Origin of the sequence: Halomonas sp. RT37 (assembly GCF_040070525.1) — a bacterium.
Taxonomy (GTDB): Bacteria; Pseudomonadota; Gammaproteobacteria; order Pseudomonadales; family Halomonadaceae; genus Halomonas; species Halomonas litopenaei.
Genome location: NZ_CP098827.1, coordinates 3,754,259 through 3,772,764 on the forward strand (window position 1 = coordinate 3,754,259; position 18,506 = coordinate 3,772,764).

At 62.7% G+C, this 18,506-nt stretch carries 15 protein-coding genes; 6 read left to right on the top strand and 9 right to left on the bottom strand.

Annotated elements, in window-relative coordinates:
• Window positions 1–391: 391 nt before the first annotated feature.
• From NFG58_RS16275 to gcl, 3 genes are all read right to left on the bottom strand, one after another.
• Window positions 392–1,276 (bottom strand): 2-hydroxy-3-oxopropionate reductase, encoded by an 885-nt coding sequence (locus tag NFG58_RS16275; protein ID WP_348826986.1) that lies wholly within the window; start codon window positions 1,274–1,276, stop codon window positions 392–394.
• 46 nt (window positions 1,277–1,322) lie between these two features.
• On the bottom strand, window positions 1,323–2,102 hold the full coding sequence (gene hyi, locus NFG58_RS16280) for a hydroxypyruvate isomerase (RefSeq protein WP_348814741.1): 780 nt from the start codon (window positions 2,100–2,102) through the stop codon (window positions 1,323–1,325).
• An 83-nt stretch (window positions 2,103–2,185) separates the two neighbouring features.
• Entirely contained in the window at window positions 2,186–3,961 is a 1,776-nt protein-coding gene (gene gcl / locus NFG58_RS16285) for a glyoxylate carboligase (RefSeq protein WP_213229135.1), read from the bottom strand.
• Between the two features lie 580 nt (window positions 3,962–4,541).
• Between gcl and NFG58_RS16290 the strand changes: the two genes are divergently transcribed.
• On the top strand, window positions 4,542–6,596 hold the full coding sequence (locus NFG58_RS16290; RefSeq protein ID WP_348826987.1) for an EAL domain-containing protein: 2,055 nt from the start codon (window positions 4,542–4,544) through the stop codon (window positions 6,594–6,596).
• A 67-nt stretch (window positions 6,597–6,663) separates the two neighbouring features.
• Here the strand turns inward: NFG58_RS16290 and NFG58_RS16295 are convergent, their stop codons facing one another.
• From NFG58_RS16295 to puuE, 3 genes are all read right to left on the bottom strand, one after another.
• The gene (locus tag NFG58_RS16295; protein WP_213229131.1) at window positions 6,664–7,506 is read right to left on the bottom strand and encodes a bifunctional allantoicase/(S)-ureidoglycine aminohydrolase; all 843 of its coding nucleotides are present in this window, start codon (window positions 7,504–7,506) and stop codon (window positions 6,664–6,666) included.
• A 79-nt stretch (window positions 7,507–7,585) separates the two neighbouring features.
• A complete protein-coding gene (locus NFG58_RS16300) occupies window positions 7,586–8,077 on the bottom strand; it encodes an ureidoglycolate lyase (RefSeq protein ID WP_045995185.1) in 492 nt (163 codons plus the stop codon).
• Between the two features lie 77 nt (window positions 8,078–8,154).
• Window positions 8,155–9,096 (bottom strand): allantoinase PuuE, encoded by a 942-nt coding sequence (gene puuE, locus NFG58_RS16305; protein ID WP_045995184.1) that lies wholly within the window; start codon window positions 9,094–9,096, stop codon window positions 8,155–8,157.
• A 939-nt stretch (window positions 9,097–10,035) separates the two neighbouring features.
• On the opposite strand from puuE, the gene NFG58_RS16310 reads away from it, so the two are divergent.
• The 4 genes from NFG58_RS16310 to NFG58_RS16325 all read left to right on the top strand — a co-directional run bounded on the left by NFG58_RS16310 (window position 10,036) and on the right by NFG58_RS16325 (window position 14,588).
• Window positions 10,036–10,794, top strand: a complete 759-nt coding sequence (locus tag NFG58_RS16310) for an aspartate/glutamate racemase family protein (protein WP_108132434.1) — start codon at window positions 10,036–10,038, stop codon at window positions 10,792–10,794.
• Window positions 10,795–10,865: 71 nt separating this feature from the next.
• Window positions 10,866–12,227: an NCS1 family transporter gene (locus tag NFG58_RS16315; protein ID WP_108132433.1), complete on the top strand. Its 1,362-nt coding sequence runs from the start codon at window positions 10,866–10,868 to the stop codon at window positions 12,225–12,227.
• A 66-nt stretch (window positions 12,228–12,293) separates the two neighbouring features.
• Window positions 12,294–13,067 carry an aspartate/glutamate racemase family protein gene (locus NFG58_RS16320; protein WP_348826988.1) on the top strand — a complete coding sequence of 258 codons (774 nt, stop codon included), beginning with the start codon at window positions 12,294–12,296 and terminating at the stop codon, window positions 13,065–13,067.
• Between the two features lie 66 nt (window positions 13,068–13,133).
• Window positions 13,134–14,588 (top strand): NCS1 family nucleobase:cation symporter-1, encoded by a 1,455-nt coding sequence (locus NFG58_RS16325; protein ID WP_348826989.1) that lies wholly within the window; start codon window positions 13,134–13,136, stop codon window positions 14,586–14,588.
• 111 nt (window positions 14,589–14,699) lie between these two features.
• On the opposite strand, the gene NFG58_RS16330 is transcribed toward NFG58_RS16325, so the two are convergent.
• From NFG58_RS16330 to uraH, 3 genes are all read right to left on the bottom strand, one after another.
• Entirely contained in the window at window positions 14,700–15,434 is a 735-nt protein-coding gene (locus NFG58_RS16330; protein WP_083970245.1) for a GntR family transcriptional regulator, read from the bottom strand.
• Window positions 15,435–15,544: 110 nt separating this feature from the next.
• A complete protein-coding gene (locus NFG58_RS16335) occupies window positions 15,545–16,777 on the bottom strand; it encodes a urate hydroxylase PuuD (protein ID WP_348814748.1) in 1,233 nt (410 codons plus the stop codon).
• 77 nt (window positions 16,778–16,854) lie between these two features.
• Window positions 16,855–17,208: a hydroxyisourate hydrolase gene (gene uraH, locus NFG58_RS16340; protein ID WP_045991737.1), complete on the bottom strand. Its 354-nt coding sequence runs from the start codon at window positions 17,206–17,208 to the stop codon at window positions 16,855–16,857.
• 438 nt (window positions 17,209–17,646) lie between these two features.
• Between uraH and uraD the strand changes: the two genes are divergently transcribed.
• Window positions 17,647–18,165, top strand: coding sequence for a 2-oxo-4-hydroxy-4-carboxy-5-ureidoimidazoline decarboxylase (gene uraD / locus NFG58_RS16345; RefSeq protein WP_045991736.1), 519 nt, complete (start codon window positions 17,647–17,649; stop codon window positions 18,163–18,165).
• Window positions 18,166–18,506: the final 341 nt, after the last annotated feature.

Below are 18,506 nucleotides of genomic sequence, written 5' to 3' on the forward strand. Positions count from 1 at the left end.
CATCACGGAATTCGAGCACGCCTTTTCCGGCGCAGGAAAATTTGATCGCGACCTGTAATTAAACTACAAAACTTTCGTGATAGCGGGGCTCGCCAGCAGTGATACCTGTTCAAGGCTGCCTTGCTCAAGAGGCTATCGCAATCCCTCTTTCCGTCGATACGAGAGAGATGCCCAGGAAGAAGGACAACCAGGGCTCAGGTCAGCATCGCCTGGCATCAAGCGTCGCCTGACAGCAAAAAGAGCTCACCGATGGGAAAAATGGGGGGGCCCATCGGCGAGCAAGGATCGCCTGCGCGATCCCGACGAGTGACGACCTCACACCCGCCGTTCAGGGAGCAGTCATCTCCCTGCCCGGCCCCCGGACCTTGCCGGCCCGAGGGCTCGAACCCGTCTACTGACCGATTTCGTGATCGGCCAGGGCCTCGAGGGCACGCACAATACCGGCGTGATCCCAGTCGCTGCCACCCAGGGCGGCACAGGACTGGAACAGTTGCTGAGCGTTGGCGGTACCCGGCAGCGCCAGATTGAGCCCTCGCGCTCCTTCCAGTGCCAGATTGAGATCCTTCTGATGCAGGCGAATACGAAAGCCAGGATCGAAGGTCCGCTGGATCATCCGCTCACCGTGCACGTCGAGGATCTTCGACTGGGCCAGACCACCCAGCAGCGACTCACGCACCTTGGCCACGTCGGCGCCTGCCTTGGAGGCGAACAGCAATCCCTCGGATACCGCCTCGATGGTCAACGCCACCACGATCTGGTTGGCCACCTTGCAGGTCTGCCCGGCCCCGTGACCGCCGATATGCGTGATGGTCTTGCCCATCACCTCCAACAGCGGCAAGGCACGCTTGAAGCCTTCTTCTGTTGCGCCCACCATGATCGTCAGGGCGGCATTGATGGCGCCCCCCTCGCCGCCGGATACCGGCGCGTCGACATACTCGCCCCCGGCCTCATGGATACGGCGAGCGAACTCCTGGGTCGCCAGCGGGGCGATCGAGCTCATGTCGATCACCAGGGTGCCGGGCTTGAGCCCTTCGATCACGCCGTCTTCGCCGAACAGGACGTCTTCGACATCCGGGGTGTCGGGGACCATGGTGATGATCACCTCGCTGGCCTCGGCCACGGCCCTGGGGCTTGCGACCTCACTGAGCCCCTTTTTCGCCAGGGTCGCGTCGAGCTTGCCGCGCTTGACGCTGACCAGCTCATGCCCTGCATCCAGCAGATGTCCCGCCATGGGACGCCCCATGATGCCCAGTCCGATAAAACCGATCTTGCTCATTGTGATTCTCCTTGCCTGATCTTTCAGGGGGTTACGAATATCGGGATCACGCCCCGGCCTGGTCGAACCAGCCCAGGCCTTCCTGGGTGGTCGTGGCCGGCTTGTACTCGCAGCCGATCCAGCCCTGATAGCCGATCCGGTCGAGGTGGGCGAAAAGGAAGGGATAGTGGATCTCGCCACTGCCCGGCTCGTGACGTCCGGGGTTGTCCGCCAGCTGCACGTGGGCGATGCGTGCGAGATGACGCTCCATCGTCGGCGCCAGGTCGCCCTCCATGATCTGCATGTGATAGATGTCGTACTGCAGCTTCAGATTGTCGCTGCCCACCTCATCGAACAGCGCCAGCGCCTGTTCGGTGCGATGGAGAAAGAAGCCCGGGATATCACGGGTATTGATCGGCTCGGCCAACAGCACGATACCGGCGTCGGCCAGGCGTTCGGCGGCGTAGCGCAGGTTGTCGACCAGCGTACGGTGAGCCTCGTCCTGACTGACGCCCTGGGGCACGATGCCGGCCAGACAGTTGACCTGACCACAGCCCAGGGTGGTGGCGTAAGCGATCGCGGTGTCGACGCCGGCACGAAACTCTTCGACGCGATCCGGGTGGCAGGCGATACCGCGCTCTCCGGCGGCCCAGTCGCCGGCCGGCAGGTTGTGCAGCACCTGGGTCAGGCCATGGGCGTCGAGCCGCGCCTTGATCTCCTCGGCGGGATGATCATAGGGAAAAAGGTACTCGACACCCTGGAAGCCGGCCTTGGCGGCGGCCTCGAAGCGATCGAGAAAGTCCACTTCGGTGAACAGCATGCTCAGGTTGGCGGCAAACTTGGCCATGAAAATCTCCTGTTGCGCGTAAGACACTTCGTCGATCGACGACCGCCAGACCACGGCGGCCGTCGCTCTCAGTTCGAGCTGAATCAGGTCAAGGCAGCGATGGAACTCGGTGCGTCCTCGAGGTTCTCGGCCAGCGCCTCGAACTCGTTGATACCGGTCAGGTCGGTGCCCATGGCGATATTGGTGACCCGCTCGAGGATGACCTCGACCACTACCGGCACGCGGTGCTGACGGGCCAACTCGCGGGCCTGCTCCAGCGCCGGCGCAATGTCATCGGGCCGACTGACCCTGAGCGCCTTGCAGCCCAGTCCCTCGACCACCGACACATGGTCGACGCCGTAGCCGTCGATCTCCTCGCAGTTGATGTTCTCGAAGGCGAGCTGCACGCAGTAGTCCATGTCGAAGCCGCGCTGGGCCTGGCGAATCAGGCCGAGATAGGCGTTGTTCACCAGCACGTGGACGTAGGGCAGCTTGAACTGCGCCCCAACCGCCAGCTCCTCGATCATGAACTGGAAGTCATAGTCCCCCGACAGCGCCACTACCTCGGCCTCGGGATCCGCCCGGCAGACACCGAGGGCGGCAGGAATGGTCCAGCCCAGGGGGCCAGCCTGACCGCAGTTGATCCAGTGGCGCGGTCGATAGACGTGCAGGAACTGGGCCCCGGCGATCTGTGAAAGGCCAATGGTGCTGATGTAGCGGGCGTTGCGACCGAAGACCTTGTTCATCTCCTCGTAGACCCGCTGGGGCTTCACCGGCACATCGTCGAAGTGGGTCTTGCGCAGCATGGTGCGCTTGCGCTCCTGGCAGGACTCGGCCCAGCCGCTGCGATCCTTGAGCCGCCCCTGTTCACGCCACTCGCGGGCCACCTCGACCATCATCTCGAGCGCCGCCTTGGCGTCGGAAACGATGCCGTAGTCGGGGCCGAAGATGCGCCCGATCTGGGTCGGCTCGATATCGACGTGCACGAAGGTGCGGCCTTCGGTGTAGGTCTCGAGATTGCCGGTGTGACGGTTGGCCCAGCGGTTGCCGATCCCCATCACGAAGTCCGACTCGAGCAGGGTCGCGTTGCCGTAGCGGTGGGAGGTCTGCAGCCCCACCATGCCCGCCATCAGCGGGTGATCGTCCGGCACCGCGCCCCAGCCCATCAGGGTCGGAATCACCGGCACTCCGAGCAGCTCGGCCAGGGTCTGAAGCTCGCCGGCGGCGTCGGCGTTGATGATGCCTCCTCCCGCCACCAGCAAGGGGCGCTCGGCCTCGTTGAGCATACCCAGGGCCTTTTCGCACTGGGCACGGCTGGCCCGCGGCTTGTAGGCCGCCAGGGGCTCATAGGCGTCTACATCGAACTCGATCTCGGTCAACTGGACGTCGATGGGCAGATCGATCAGCACCGGCCCCGGACGCGAGGAACGCATGATCTGGAAGGCCTGCTGGAAGGCGTGCGGCACCTGGGCCGCCTCCCGCACGGTGATCGCCCACTTGGTCACGGGCCCGGCGATGGCCTGGATATCCACCGCCTGGAAGTCTTCCTTGTGCAGCTTGCTGACCGGAGCCTGGCCGGTGATGCAGAGGATCGGTATGGAGTCGGCGCTGGCGGAGTAGAGCCCGGTGATCATGTCGGTCCCGGCAGGCCCGGAGGTGCCGATGCAGACCCCGATATTGCCGGCCTTCGTGCGGGTATAGCCTTCAGCCATGTGGGAGGCGCCCTCGACATGGCGCGCCAGCACATGGTCGATCCCGCCGACGCGTCGCATCGACGAATAGAAGGGGTTGATCGCGGCCCCGGGCACGCCGAAGGCCACCTCGATACCTTCCTTGATGAGTACGTGAACAGCGGCGTCGGCAGCAGTCATGCGAGTCATGATGCATCTCCTGAATCGTCTATTATTGTATACATTTTTTGCAGCGCAACATCATACGAAACTGTTTTTTTGGAATCTCTTTCCATTATTTCTAGCAGCCAGACAAGCGCCCCGCAAACATTTTTGGAAATTTTTTCCATTAGCCCATTGGCGTCAGCCAACTTGCGTCGACAAGTCCCTGATACAACGAGTGATCGGTGAGATGTGCCGTAACGGGCATCGCCCATCCGGGCGAATCGCGCGACAACTGGCGGTCGCGCGGACAAGGAAAGATTCGAAAGCACGGCGCCGTGCGGATGAACCAGAGAAAACGTCAAGAAGAGTGAGCGGAACAGGAACACTCACCCGCACAGCAACGGGCTATACTCGATAAACTGTGCGGTCTAAAGCACGACAGGCCGTCGGATTGGCGGGCACCCGCCGCAATCACCTCTGATGACCAGACGGGAAGGCAACCTTGCCCAGCGTTTCATGGTGCGCCAGCCAATGACGCTCTTGCTCTTGCTCTTGCCCCTGCCCCGCTCTCCTGCGCGCAAGCGTCACCGGGCGCTCGAGATCGACTGCCACGGTGATCGACACGATGGCCAACTTTCGCGATATCGATGAGCGCTTGTCCAGCCTGTCGGCGCATCGCACCCTGCTGGCCATTCGCAACGCCTATCTGTCGATCCTGCCCTACGTCATCGTGATGGCAGCGGTGACCGTGGCCGCCAATCTGTTTCACTTCGCTGGCATCGACACCGGCATCGCCGTCTATGTCAGCCACCTGGCCCGCTATCTCGGAGAGCTGTTTCCCGAAGTGATCCTGCTGTCGTTGAGCTGGTCACTGAACAGCCACAACCGCATCCGTGCACCGGCCGTCATGCTGGTGTCACTGCCGGTGTTCTGGATCCTGTGCGGCTGGGATCAGCTCTACTCCGAAGTCGGCCAGCAGACCCGCAGCCTGGGGTCGACCATCGCCATCTACCCCGCCATCCTGCTGACCCACACCACCTTCAAGCTATTCGCCCGGGAGAACACCCGGAGCCATCCCCAGCGAGTGGTCATGAGCCAGATGATCACCTTCAACCTGCGCTACGTGCTGCCTGGCGTCATGGCAGTCATGCTGGCCATCGTGCTGCGCTTTGTCTTCGTCGCCCTCGCCGATCGCTACGCCCAGGACATCTATGCGCTGCTGGTGGACCGTATTCCCTATCACCTGGAGGTCATCCTGTTCGTGATGTTTCTGCAGGTGCTGTCGCTGTTCGCCATCCACGGCTACGCCACCATGCTGGGGGTGTTCGAATACCTGCAGAACAAGAGCGACGTGCTGGGGCTGCCCTCGCCGGAATTCTTCACCCTCTACGCCACCCCGGGTGGGGCGGGCTCAGTGTTGTGCCTGATGCTGGTGATGCTGGTGGTGAGTTCCCGCCGGGAGTACAAGTCGCTGGCGCGCATCTCCGCCCCGCTGACCTTGTTCAACATCAGCGAGACCCTGGTCTTTGGCATACCGCTGGTGTTCAACCTGCGCATGGCCTGGGCCTTTATCTCGGTGCCGACGATCAATGCCAGCCTGGCCTACGCCGCCATGTCCATGGGCTGGGTGGCGCCGCCACCCAACAGCGTCCACTGGGCGGTGCCTTATCTGATCTCGAGCTACCTGGCCTTCGATGGCGTCTACCTGCCATCGATGCTGCTGCAACTGACCTGTATCGGCTGCGGGGTGCTGATATACAGCGTGGCGTGGCGCCGCTATGTTCACCGCGAGCGCTCCAGCAAGGACGAATACCCAGTCTTTCCCTCGCGCAATGCAAGCGACTCGGCGTTTGGCGATGACGCCCTGGATATTGTGCTGATGGAAGAGAACGTCAGCCGCTGGAGTCGTATCAAGCAGGCAGACCGAACCCTGAAATGGCTGAATGAAGGCCAGCTCGAACTGGTCTTCCAGCCCATCGTCGACGTCAGCACTCACCGCATCAAGCACATCGAGGCCCTGCTGCGCTATCGCGATGCCCAGGGCCTGCTGCATCCCCCGCAGTTTCTGGACGTGCTGCGCCACCACCCCGGCGTCATGGAAGGCATCGAATGCTGGGTGATAAGGACTGCCGCTCACCATGTGCGGCAGTGGAATGAGGCGGGGTTTTCCAAGCGTCTGTTCATCAACGTGACGCCGCTGTTCTTTTCCAGCGGCAACGTCCGGCGATGCTTCTTCAATGCGCTCAACGATTGCCCGATCAACTCGCTGGGCATCGAGATCACCGAACAGGCCCTGCTCGAGGACCTTCCCCGAACGCTTTCCGATATCAAGCTGTTTCAATCCATGGACGTCCAGTTCGCACTGGATGACTTCGGCAGCGGGTACTCCTCCTTCAACTACCTGAGCCAGCTTGGCGTGGACTTCATCAAGCTGGACAAGACGCTGATCGACAACATTCACCTGCCCCGCCAGGCCAGTGTCGTCGAATCGGTGTACCAGTTGTGCCGGCACTTGAGCCTGCAGGTCATCTGTGAGGGCGTCGACAAGGACGCCAAGGAGGCTCGCCTCGAACGAATCGGCGTCACCCTGATGCAGGGCTTCCTGCTCTACCGCCCGATGGAGGCCCCCGCGCTGGAAACCCTGCTGCGCCAGGAGAAGCACGCAGCAGGTTCCCTATAAGGGGCGAGAGGGGGGCGGGGTCAGGGGCCTCGATCGAGCTCGCTTTCCGGGTCGAGGCCCTGGTCGCTCAGTCCAGCGTCGGCAGCTTCATGTGCCGATTGACGTCCTTGTACAGCAGGTAGCGGAACGGACCGGGACCACCGGCGTAGCATGCCTGCGGGCAGAAGGCGCGCAGCCACATGTAGTCTCCCGCCTCGACCTCGACCCACTGCTGGTTGAGGTGGTACACCGCCTTGCCCTCGAGCACATAGAGGCCGTGCTCCATGACATGGGTCTCGTCGAAGGGAATCACTCCGCCGGGCTGGAAGGTCACCACCGTCACATGCATATCGTGACGCATGTCGTCGGGATCGACGAAGCGGGTGGTCGCCCACACCTCGTTGCAATCCGGCATCACCGTCGGCGCGATATCGTTCTCGTTGGTGACGATGGGCTCGGGCAGATCGATACCGTCGACGCGTTCGTAGGCCTTGCGTATCCAGTGGAAACGCACGGCTTCCTTGCTGCGATTGTGCACCTGCCAGTCGCTGCCGGGAGGGATAAAGGCGTAGCCGCCGGGCACCATCACGTGCACCTGGCCCGCCAGGGTCAGCTCAAGCTCACCCTCGACAACAAACAGCACGCCTTCCGCCTGAGGGTTGGGCTCCGGACGTTCACTGCCGCCCTCCGGGCCGACTTCCATGATGTACTGGGAGAAGGTTTCGGCGAACCCCGACAGCGGCCGTGACAGCACCCACAGCCGGGTGTTGTGCCAATGGGGCAGCTTGCTGGTGACGATGTCCCGATAGACGCCCTTGGGGATCACCGCGAAGGCCTCGGTGAACATCGCCCTGTCGGTGGTCATCACCTTCTGGTCCGGATGCCCACCGCGGGGCGCATAGTAGTGTCGTGTCGGTTGAGAAGTGCTCATTGAAAAATCCTTGTTGTTGGCCCGTATGCCATGCAGCAGTATCGCTCAGCCGTGTCTTTCGCCCGGTCGACGGGGCTCGTCACTCACCCAGGGTGACGCGAATCTCGAGGGGGTATTCGTCGCAATTGTTGCCGTCACCACCGCGATCGACGACGAGAAACTCGCCTTCACGCTCCAGCACGGACTGGATGGCGTGCCAGGTACCGGCGCGGTAGTTGACGCCCTGGCGGCCGTCGGTGACGAAGGCACGGACCTCGGCAGGGTCGATGCTATCGCCGGCCGGAGCCACCACGATGATGAAGCGTTCCTCATGCAGCGGCATGAAGGCCTGGCTGCCGAGAGGATGGCGCTCCAGAAAGGACAGCGTCAGCGGCAACTCGATGGGCTGGCTGACGAACAGGCTGATCATCGGCCGCGCGTTGTCGCCCAGGGTCTCGATCGGCACCAGATCATGGTGGCGCTGGGTGCGACCAGCATTGATCGGAAAGGAGGCGGAGTTGCGCGCGTCGATGACCTCGCCAAAGGGGGCGAAGGCCTCCGCCGTCAGGGGATGTGCGGTCAATTCGAGCATGGTATTTCCTGAAGTACGGGCGAGAAAGGGCTCCCCGAGGCGGTCGACACTCGGGGAGATCAGGGCGATGGCTTGCGTCAGCCGATCGGCGCCGGCGTCGGCGCGGGAAACTGCTCCGCCCAGTGACGGGCAATATCGATCCGCCGGGTGACCCAGACCCGATCGTGGGCCTCGATATGGTCGAGAAAGCGCTGCAAGGCGCGAAAACGTCCCGGACGGCCAATCAAGCGGCAGTGCAGGCCTACCGACAGCATCTTGGGAGAGTCCTCGCCCTCGGCGTAGAGCACATCGAAGGCATCACGCAGATAGGTGAAGAAGTGATCGGCAGTGTTGAAGCCCTGGGGCGCGGCGAAGCGCATGTCATTGCTGTCCAGGGTATAGGGCACCACCAGATGCGGATGGTGCTGGCCCTGGCTGTCGGCCTCGCAGGTCCAGAACGGCAGGTCGTCGCCGTAGTAGTCGCTGTCGTAGAGGAAACCGCCTTCGTCGAGTATCAGCCGCCGCGTGTTGGGGCTGTCGCGGCCGGTGTACCAACCCTGAGGACGCTCGCCGTAGAGCCGCTCGAAGATCTCGATGGCCTTGCGCATGTGCTCCCGCTCGACCTTCTCCGAGACCTGCTGGTAGTGAATCCAGCGATAGCCATGACAGGCGATCTCGTGCCCCAGCTCCTTGAAGGCGTGGGCCAGTTCAGGGTGGCGTTCCAGCGCCATGGCGACTCCGAATACCGTCAACGGCAGCCCCCGCCGCTCGAATTCCCGCAGCACTCGCCAGACCCCGGCACGGGAGCCGTACTCGTAGATCGATTCCATGCTCAGATGGCGATCGGGATAGCTGTCGGCACCGATGATCTCGGACAGAAACTGCTCGGAGCCCGCGTCACCATGGAGCACACAGTTCTCGCCGCCCTCTTCGTAGTTGAGCACGAACTGCACGGCGATCCTGGCCTTGCCCGGCCAGTTGGCATGGGGAGGCGTGCGACCATAGCCGATCAGATCACGCGGATAGGATGTTGTTGTCATGGGTAGCTTCTCCTGAAAGTCGGGCGATGGCCGGGGCCACCACTGCCGTGCGAGCGTGCAAGTACATAGGCGACAGAGCAAGGTGGCGTGCCTGCGGCCCCCGGACGCCTGCGGTTGAATGGGCACCTGAAACACAGTTTCTGGAACCTGGGGCCCGGGTCGTGGTGGCAGGCACACGGGACCAGGCGCTTTTAAGGCTTGTCTGAAAAGTGCCTGCGCTCGGCAATACGGCGTTAAAAATCGGATCAAAATGCTCATTTACACCCTGTAAACTGCGCTTTCTCACCAATTTTTGCCTTGTCTAACCTTCGCTCGTCGACTTTTCGGACAGAGCCTAGCCAGACACATGAGCAACGACGCCTGGGGCTCCCTGAATAGCGCGCTTCAGCCGATCGTTTCAACGAGACACTTCAGCTGAACGCTACCCTCCGGGCGCAGCGTTTGCGCCTGCCTTCGCTCCTCCCTTGCGCCTGCCTTCGCGCGCCGTGCGTGACGTCACCGCACGCCATTATGTATACAAACTAAAAATAGACTGTACTCACTTTCTTGGCAACACCTTCATCGATCCCCTACCAGGGGAAAAAGGCACATCGTACTTCGCCGCAGAACTCGCCGCAGAACTCGCCGCGAGGCCACGCCCACGCCCTCCCCTCACTGCCCATACCGTTCATGACGACAGGCCGCATGAAGTCCAGACACGACATACTGTATACAGTAATTACCATGAAATTGTACGGACTATATCGATAACCCAGTATTCATTTACAGTTCACACTCCTCATGATCGTGACCCTCGCACCATAAAAACACTCAATACACTGTATTTTAAGGCGTTTTCCCGCCAACCGCGTTCGACCAATTCAGCCCTTGATGCGTATCCGATATCGATCTATTTTGTGTACAAAGATATTAATTCCTCGTCCATGAAGGAAGACAGGCATGCATCTCCACCTGATCAACCCCAACACCACCGCCGGCATGACCGAGACGATTCGCCTCGCCGGCAGTGCCATCGCTGCGCCAGGCACGCGCATCACCGCCTCCCAGCCGGTCAGTGGCCCGGTTTCCATCGAGGGCCATTTCGACGAGGCGATCAGCGCCGTGGGCGTGGTCGAGGAGGTCCTGCGCATGGACAGGGAAGCCCAGGTCGATGCCTACGTGGTGGCCTGCTTCGGCGACCCGGGCTTGTTGGCGGCGCGAGAAGCCACCCGTGCACCGGTGATCGGCATCGCCGAAGCGGCCTTCCATATGGCCAGCCTGATCAGCACGCGCTTCTCGGTGGTGACCACCCTGGGACGCACCGTGATCATCGCCGAGCACCTGCTCGACCAGTACGGTTTCCGTCACCAGTGTCGCCGAGTGCGTGCCGCCGAGATCCCGGTGCTGGACCTTGAAGACGATAGCGACTGCGCGCTCGACAAGATCATCGAGGAGAGCCGTCGTGCCAGGGACGAGGACGGCATCGGCGCCATCGTGCTGGGCTGCGGCGGCATGGCCGACCTGACCGAAACCATCAGCCGCGAGGTGGGCCTGCCGGTGGTGGAAGGGGTGACGGCGGCGGTGAAGCTGAGCGAGGCACTGGTAGGGCTGGGCCTTGGCACCTGCAAGACCGGTGACCTGGCCTTTCCCCGACCCAAGGCTTTCAGCGGCACCTTCCAGCATCTGTCCCATCTGGATCTGGAGACCACCGGCCGCTGACCCCTTCCCTCTGCCCCCTCACCGCATGACAAGGCTTGACCCATAACAATCCACAACGAGCGAGGTCCAAGATGACCACTTCCACTTCCCGGCCAGGCGAGCCCCAGGGCGTCGCCGAGGCCACCACCAAGAGCGTCGGCGACGAATCGCTGGCCCCCCAGAAGACCCGTATCATGGGGCGCACCTCCTACCTGCTGGCCTGGTTCGGTGGCTGCGTCTCGATCGGCACCTTCACCATGGGCTCCAGCGTGGTCGGCACCCTCAACCTGATCCAGGCCACGGTGGCCATCGCCATCGGCTGTTTCGTCATCGGCATCGCCCTGGCCATCAATGGCGCCGCGGGCTACAAGTACGGCATTCCCTTCATGGTCCAGGCGCGCAGCGCCTTCGGTTTCCAGGGCACTCGTCTGCCAGGACTGGTCAGGGCGGTGCCGGCCATCGTCTGGTACGGCTTTCAGAGCTGGATCGGAGCGGGCGCCCTGAACCTGGTGTCGGCCACCCTGTTCGGCTACGACAACCTGATCGTGTTCTTCATCGGCTTTCAGTTTCTGCAGATCGGCCTGTCGGTGCTCGGCTTCCAGGGCATCAAGTGGCTGGAGAACGTGGGTAGCGCCTTCATCCTGGCCTCGCTGGTCTACATGTTCTATAGCACCGTGGTCCGCTACGGCGATGCCCTCTCGGCCAACCTGTTGACCATGGAAGGCTCCTGGGGGCTGCCTTTCTGGGGTGCCACCATGCTGTTTCTGGGCATCTACTCGACCATGATGCTCAATGTCAGCGACTACTCCCGCGAGCACGTCAAGGGCACCGGGCCGGGTCTGTTGACCACCATCTACGCCATGTCGATCCTGCCCTGCACGCTGTTCATGGGGTTGATCGGCTACATGGTGTCCGAGGCCACCGGCGTGGCTGACCCGATCAAGGTCTTCGCCAACGCCGTGGACAATACTCCGCTGCTGATGACGACCCTGTTGTTCATCGCCTTCGCCCAGGTCACCACCAACGTGCTCAACAACGTGGTGCCGCCCACCTACGTGCTGATGGACACCTTCAAGATGAGCTTCCGCAAGGCGACGGTGGTCGTCGGCCTGCTGGCCTTCGCGACCTTTCCCTGGGAGCTGGTCAAGGACGAGTCTGCCGCCGGCCTGCAGGTGTTCGTGCAGACCTACTCCTCCTTCCTCGGCCCGATCTTCGCGGTACTGGTGGTGGACTATTACCTGATTCGCCGCCGCACCCTGGATCTGGACAAGCTGTACGACGAGAACGGCCCTTACCGTGGCGTCAATCTGGCCGCCTTCATCGCCACCGCAGTGGGCGTCGTCGCCGCCTTCAGCATGCCCACGGTGTCCTGGTACGCAAGCCTGATCCCGGCGGGCCTCACCTACCTGCTGCTGATGCGCTACTGGAAGGGCTGCCAGCGCTTTACCCAGTGAACAAGGCGAGGCCCCGACCCCAGTTGGTCGGGCGCCTCGCACTCGTCGAATTCCGAGGACAACAAGATGACACTCTCTCTTCCTTCCCTGCTCCAGGCTGTCGCCGTTCCCGGGCTCGCCCTGATGATGGCCGTTGCGCCGATGGCCAACGCCGAAAAACCAGCATCGGCACCCCTGAGCACCATCGTGCTCATCAACCCCAACTCCAGCGATACCGCCACCCAAGCCATGGCAGCGCTGGCCGAGCGGGAAACCCAGGGAAAGGCGCGGGTCGTCGGGGTCAGCAATACCTCGGCGCCTCGCCTCTTGACCACCCCCGAGGATATGGTCGCGGCGAGCCAAGGCGTAGTCGAACTGGGCCGCCAGGCCGCCGAAGACCCATCCACCGGCGCCATTATCGTTTCGGCCTTCAGCGATCCCGGACTTGATCAACTGCGCGAAGCCGTCGACATTCCAGTATTCGGCATCGGCGAAGAGGTCTTCCACGAGGCAGCGCGCGATGGCCGCCCCTTCGGTATCGCCACCATCACCCCGGACCCGGCACTGATCGAGTCCTTTGCCGCCAAGGCCGAGGCTCTGGGCTATCAGGATCAGTACAGAGGCACCCGCGTCACCCCCGGCGATCCGGTTGCCTTGCTCGACTCGCCGCAGGCACTCGATACCGCCCTGGCTGACGCCATCGAGGCCTCGGTCGGCGAAGACGGCGCCGAAGCCGTGATCATGGGCGGGGGGCCCTTGTCAGATGCCGCCATTCGCCTTCAGGACAGCACCGAAGTGCCCTTGGTGATAGCCGTCAGTGCGGCGGCCAGGGCGGCGGGCGCGGCCCTGGGCCGCGACTGAGCGCGTCCTTTGCATCAATAGTCACGACGGCTGAAACAACAACAGAAACAAGAAAGAGACACCTTTATGTCCCATGACGATCTAAGCCTCGATACCTCCCGGGTCGATCCGGGCCTGTACAACGAGGACCTGGCCCCGCTGCCCCACGCTCGGCGCAACTGGGGCGCCTTCGAGATCTTCAACGTCTGGTCCAATGACATCCAGAGCCTGTTCGGCTACACCCTGGCCGCCTCGCTGTTTCTGTCCTACAACCTGAGCGGCTGGGCGGTGATGGCGGCGATCATCCTGGCCGGGGTGATCGTGATGTTTCTGGTCAATCTGACCGGTGCCCCCAGCGTGCGCTACGGCATCCCCTTCCCGGTCATGGTGCGGGCGAGCCTGGGCGTGCGCGGCTCCAACCTGCCGGCGCTGTTGCGCGCCCTGGTCGGGATCTTCTGGTACGGCGTCCAGACCTACTTCGCCTCCACCGCCGTCACCCTGATGATCACCGCCCTGATCGGCACCGACGGCGGGGCCGGCATGCTCGGTCTGTCACCGGTCGCCTGGCTGTCCTTCGTGCTGGTGTGGCTGTTTCAGATCGCGATCTTCTGGTCGGGGATCGAGCGCATCAAGCACTTCCTCAACTGGGCGGGGCCGCTGGTCTACGTGGTCATGGTGGCGCTGATGGTGGTGGTCTGGTGGCAGGCCGGCAGCGAGCTGCTGCCGGCGGTGGGCACCATCTTCTCGGCCAGCGGGGAAGGCGGTGGTGGCATCGGCGCCTTCGCTGCCGTGGTCGGTACCATGGTGGCCTACTTCGCCGCCGTGGTGATCAACTTCGGCGACTTCACCCGCTTCGTCAGAACCGAACGTCAGATGAAGCTTGGCAACCTGCTGGGGCTTCCCCTCAACGTCGCCTTCTTCTCCTTTATCGCGCTGATCATCACCGCCGGTACCCTGGTGCTGTTCGGCGAGGCCCTGACCAACCCCACCGATATCGTCGAACGGGTCGACGCCTTGCCGTTGACGCTGCTGGCGGCGGTCACCTTCTTCGCCGCCACCGTCGGCATCAACCTGGTGGCCAACTTCATTCCCCCGGCCTACGACCTGGCCAACCTCTTTCCCCGGGTGATCAGCTTCAAGGTCGGCGGCCTGATCACCGCCTGCGTGGCCTTTTTCGTCGGCGCGCTGTGGGTCTCGGTGATCAGCCAGATCGGCGTGCCCGGCTTCGTCAACGCCGTGGGTGCCATCGTCGCTCCGTTCTACGGCATCATCGTGGTCGACTTCTACCTGATCAAGGGCCGCCGACTCGACGTCCAGGCGCTGTTCTCGTCCCGTGAAGGCGACGCCTACACCTACACCAACGGCTGGAACCTGCGCGCCGTGGTGGCCTTTGCGCTGGCCGCGATCTTTTCGCTGGCGACGGTAGTGGTGCCGGCCCTGCAGGGGCTGGCCGGCTTCGGCTGGATGATGGGGGCAGCACTCGGTGGCGCCATCTACTACGCGCTGATGCGCCAGCACAAGCAGGCGGTGACGGCCCACTGAGGCCAGGCCCGACAGCCGAGCTTCCTCGAGCAGCAACTAGTAACAAGGCTCCCGGCGATCGCCGGGAGCCTTGTCGTTTCAGAGCCAGGAATTCTAGAGACGCGGTGAGCGTCAGGGCGCAAAGATATCGAACAGGTTGGGTGCCTCGTCCTCTTCCTCGACGATCGACAACGAGGCCTCGATGGCCTTGAGGTGGCGGCCCATGAAGGCGGCGGCGCGCTCGCCCTTGCCGTCTTCCAGGTACTGGATCAGATCCTGATGGTCGTGTGACTCGCAGCCCAGGTGCCCGGCGTTGCCATAGACGGCCAGAATCAGCGAACTGCGCGAACACAGGCGCTCGACGAAATCCGCCAGGGTGCGGTTGCCGGAGACCCTGGCCAGGTAGGTGTGGAAATCGGCGGACAGGCGAATCGCGACGCTCTGCTCACCGCTGCGCAGCGCTTCCCGCTCGCGCTGGGCCATGTCCTTGAGGGTGACGATGTCGTCCTGGGTGATTCGCCTGGCGATATCCGACATCAGCCCGCACTCGACCATCTGGCGGGCATCGAACACGTCCTTGGCTTCGTCAGCGGTAGGACGCGTCACGCTGGCGCCACGGCGTGGCGTCAGGGTGACGAGCTGCTCCAGCGCCAGGCGCTGCAGGATCTTGCGAATGCCGGTACGACTGACCCCGAACACCTCGGACAGGGCATCCTCGCGCAAACGTGCGCCCGGCTTGAGCCGGTGCTCGATGATGGCGTCGCTGATCGAGCGATGAATGGCCTCGTGACGCTCGGCGCCGTCACCGTTCTTGCCCTGTCTGGGGGCAGGTGAGGCGGGGGGCGAAGGCTTCACGCGCTGATTCATCGACACTGTCCTCGGATGCAATATATCCCCATTGTATACGAGATATACCGACAGGAAAGAACCGCAGTTCCCCGCGTCTCGCCGGGGCAACTGCGGCTCATCCTGGTCCTCTATTCGCCCCAGTTGGCGACCAGAGCACGCTCCTCGTCGGTCATCTGGGTCAGGTTGCCAAGCGGCATATAGCCGCTGGCGACCACCTGCTGGATCGCGGCCTTCTGCTGTTCGACCTGGGCCTCGGTTTCCAGCGCCACACCGGCGGGCGGAGCGGTAAATCCGGCGTGGGCGGGCTGGGCGGCGTGGCAGCTGACACAGCGCTCCTGCATGACAGCATGCACCTGGGCCAACGGCGAAGCGTCGGATGCGACCGGTGCACTGCTGCCGCTGTTGGCGTTGTCGGCGGCCGGACTGGTCGTCAGGCTCGGAGCCCCCACCGCGAAGGCCACCAGAATCAGCGCCACCCCGGCGGCCGGGTAGCTCGGCTTGTGCTGACCGCTGTGCATCAGCACGAAGTACTGGCGAATCAGGGCGCCGGCAAAGATCAAGAGCGCCATGATCACCCAGGCCCATTCGCTGGTATAGGCGAAGGAATAGTGGTTGCTGATCATCAGCAGCACCACCGGCAGGGTGAAGTAGGTGTTGTGCACCGAGCGCTGCTTGCCGCGCTTGCCGTCCAGGGGGTTGGGCGTCTCGCCCGCCTTCATCGCCTTCACCATGCGGCGCTGACCCGGAATGATCCAGAAGAAGACGTTGGCGGACATGGCGGTGGCCATGACGGCACCGGTCAGCAGGAAGGCGGCACGTCCGGCGAAGATATGCACGCTGAGGTAGGCCACCACCACCATCATGACGGCGACACCCAGGCTCAAGAGGCCATCGCGCTCCATGTTGGGACTGACACGCTTGCACATCTCGTTGTAGACGACCCAGCCACCGAGCAGGAACAGCAGAGCCACCACATTGGCCTGCCAGCCGGACAGATTGGCGGCCCACTCCCAGGGACTCTGGGGGTTGACCAGGTAGAAACTGGGGTTGGCCATGTACAGAATCACGAACAGCGCAAAACCGGACAGCCAGGTGGTATAGGCCTTCCAGAAGGACCAGTGCAGATCGTCCGGCAGCTTGGCCGGCGCCGTGGCGTATTTCTGATTGTGGTAGAAGCCGCCCCCGTGGACCGCCCACATTTCGCCGAACACACCCTTGCCGCGGTCTTCTTCGTCCTTGGGGGTCTTCAACGAGTTGTCCAGCATGACAAAGTAGATCGACTCGCCTATCCAGGCGATGGCCGCGATGACATGCAGCCAGCGCAGCAGAAAATTGCTCACGTCCAACAGGTACGATGACATGGCCCTATCCCGACTTCAGTTGTTGTTGGAAGGCAGTCAGTATCGATGGCTGCCTGGTTGATCGTGCTCGATGACGCTCAGCTTCCGCGGTAGGTGGAGTAGCTATAAGGCGACAGCAAGAGCGGCACATGGTAGTGCTCACTGGCATCCGCCACGCCGAATCTCAGGGGAATCCGATCGAGGAAACGCGGCTCCGAGGCCTCGACACCCAGGGCGCGCAGATAGTCACCGGCGTGAAACAGCAGTTCGTACTCTCCTTCGACGAAGTCGTCGCCTTCGAGGATCGGGCTATCGCAGCGCCCGTCATCGTTGGTCATCGTCTCCCCGAGGCGCTGACGTTCGTCGCCAAGGATGCGAAAGAGCTCAATACGAATCCCCTGGCCTGGGCGGCCAAGCGCGGTATCCAGTACATGGGTGGTCAGGCGTCCCATAAGTGTCCTCCCCTCTCGCGGGTCATCAGCGGGTCGATCAGCGGGTCAATGTATCCAGTCCTGGACTGGCTAAAGTGAATCACTGATATGGAGCATCATCGTCTCTCGTCACACCTGGCCAGAGGCTTTCGCCGGTCGTGGCTTGCAGCAACACGAAGATGACTTCAGCGATGCCGGCATGGCGGAACCAGTGCATGGTGGTGTGGAACCATGACAACATACATCATTGACCAAATTAAGAGTACATTTCAAACTATTTTTTGTATACAGTTTGAGCATGCATAGCTGCCTGGTGTTTGCCGACAGCAACAAAGGCTCGACCGACCTCTTGCCGTCTGCGCCTACGCCCGCTGCCAACAAGGTGTGACCGACACCAACGAGTCATCAGAGCTATGCTCGTCCCCATCTACCTTGCCGTCATGACAGGAGCCACTCCCCATGCCTAGCCTCACCCAACGCCCCAGCCAGATGGACAAGACCCAATTCGTGACCACCTACGGAGACGTCTTCGAGCACTCACCCTGGGTGGCGGAGCGTGCCTTCGATCGTGGCCTGAACGAGCAGCATGACGACCCGGTACGTCTTGCCGAGCACATGGGCCAGGTCCTCAGCGACGCCTCCCCGGAGGAACAGCTGCAGGTCATCCGGGCGCACCCTGATCTTGCCGGCAAGGCTGCCGCCGCAGGCGAGTTGACCAACGACTCCACCCGCGAGCAGGCCGGGGCCGGGCTGGACCAGTGCACCCCGGAGGAGCTGGAGCGCTTCACCCGCCTCAACGAAAGCTACAAGGCGCGTTTTGGTATTCCCTTCATCATGGCGGTCAAGGGCGGCAATCGGCACACCATCCTCGCCGCCTTCGAACAGCGCCTGAACAACTCAGCCGAGCAGGAAAGGCAGGAAGCCGTGGTGCAGATCAATCGGATCGCTCGGTTCCGACTGGAAGATCGCGCTAGCTGAAGTAGCAAGCACACAAAAACGGCCGGTCACCTGGTGACCGGCCGCCAAACCCTACGTCGATGACCAGAGGCCTTGGCGCTCTCGTCATCCTGAAACCGTCACGCTTTTCGCGTCCGGGCTGGTTGTGGACGAACGGCCCCATGTGGATGGCGGCCTACCAGACCCTTTCACGTGGTGCCCATCGGCCACGTTCAGCGAACCACCGGGTCATGCTCTGGGCCCTGCCAGCTGCACGACAGTAGAGTTGCGCTACCTCACTTCTGGGGCTCGTCGCTCTCGCTTGAGTTGCACTACCTCATCTCACGACCATGCTGAAACTGCACCCAAGGCGGGACCATTAC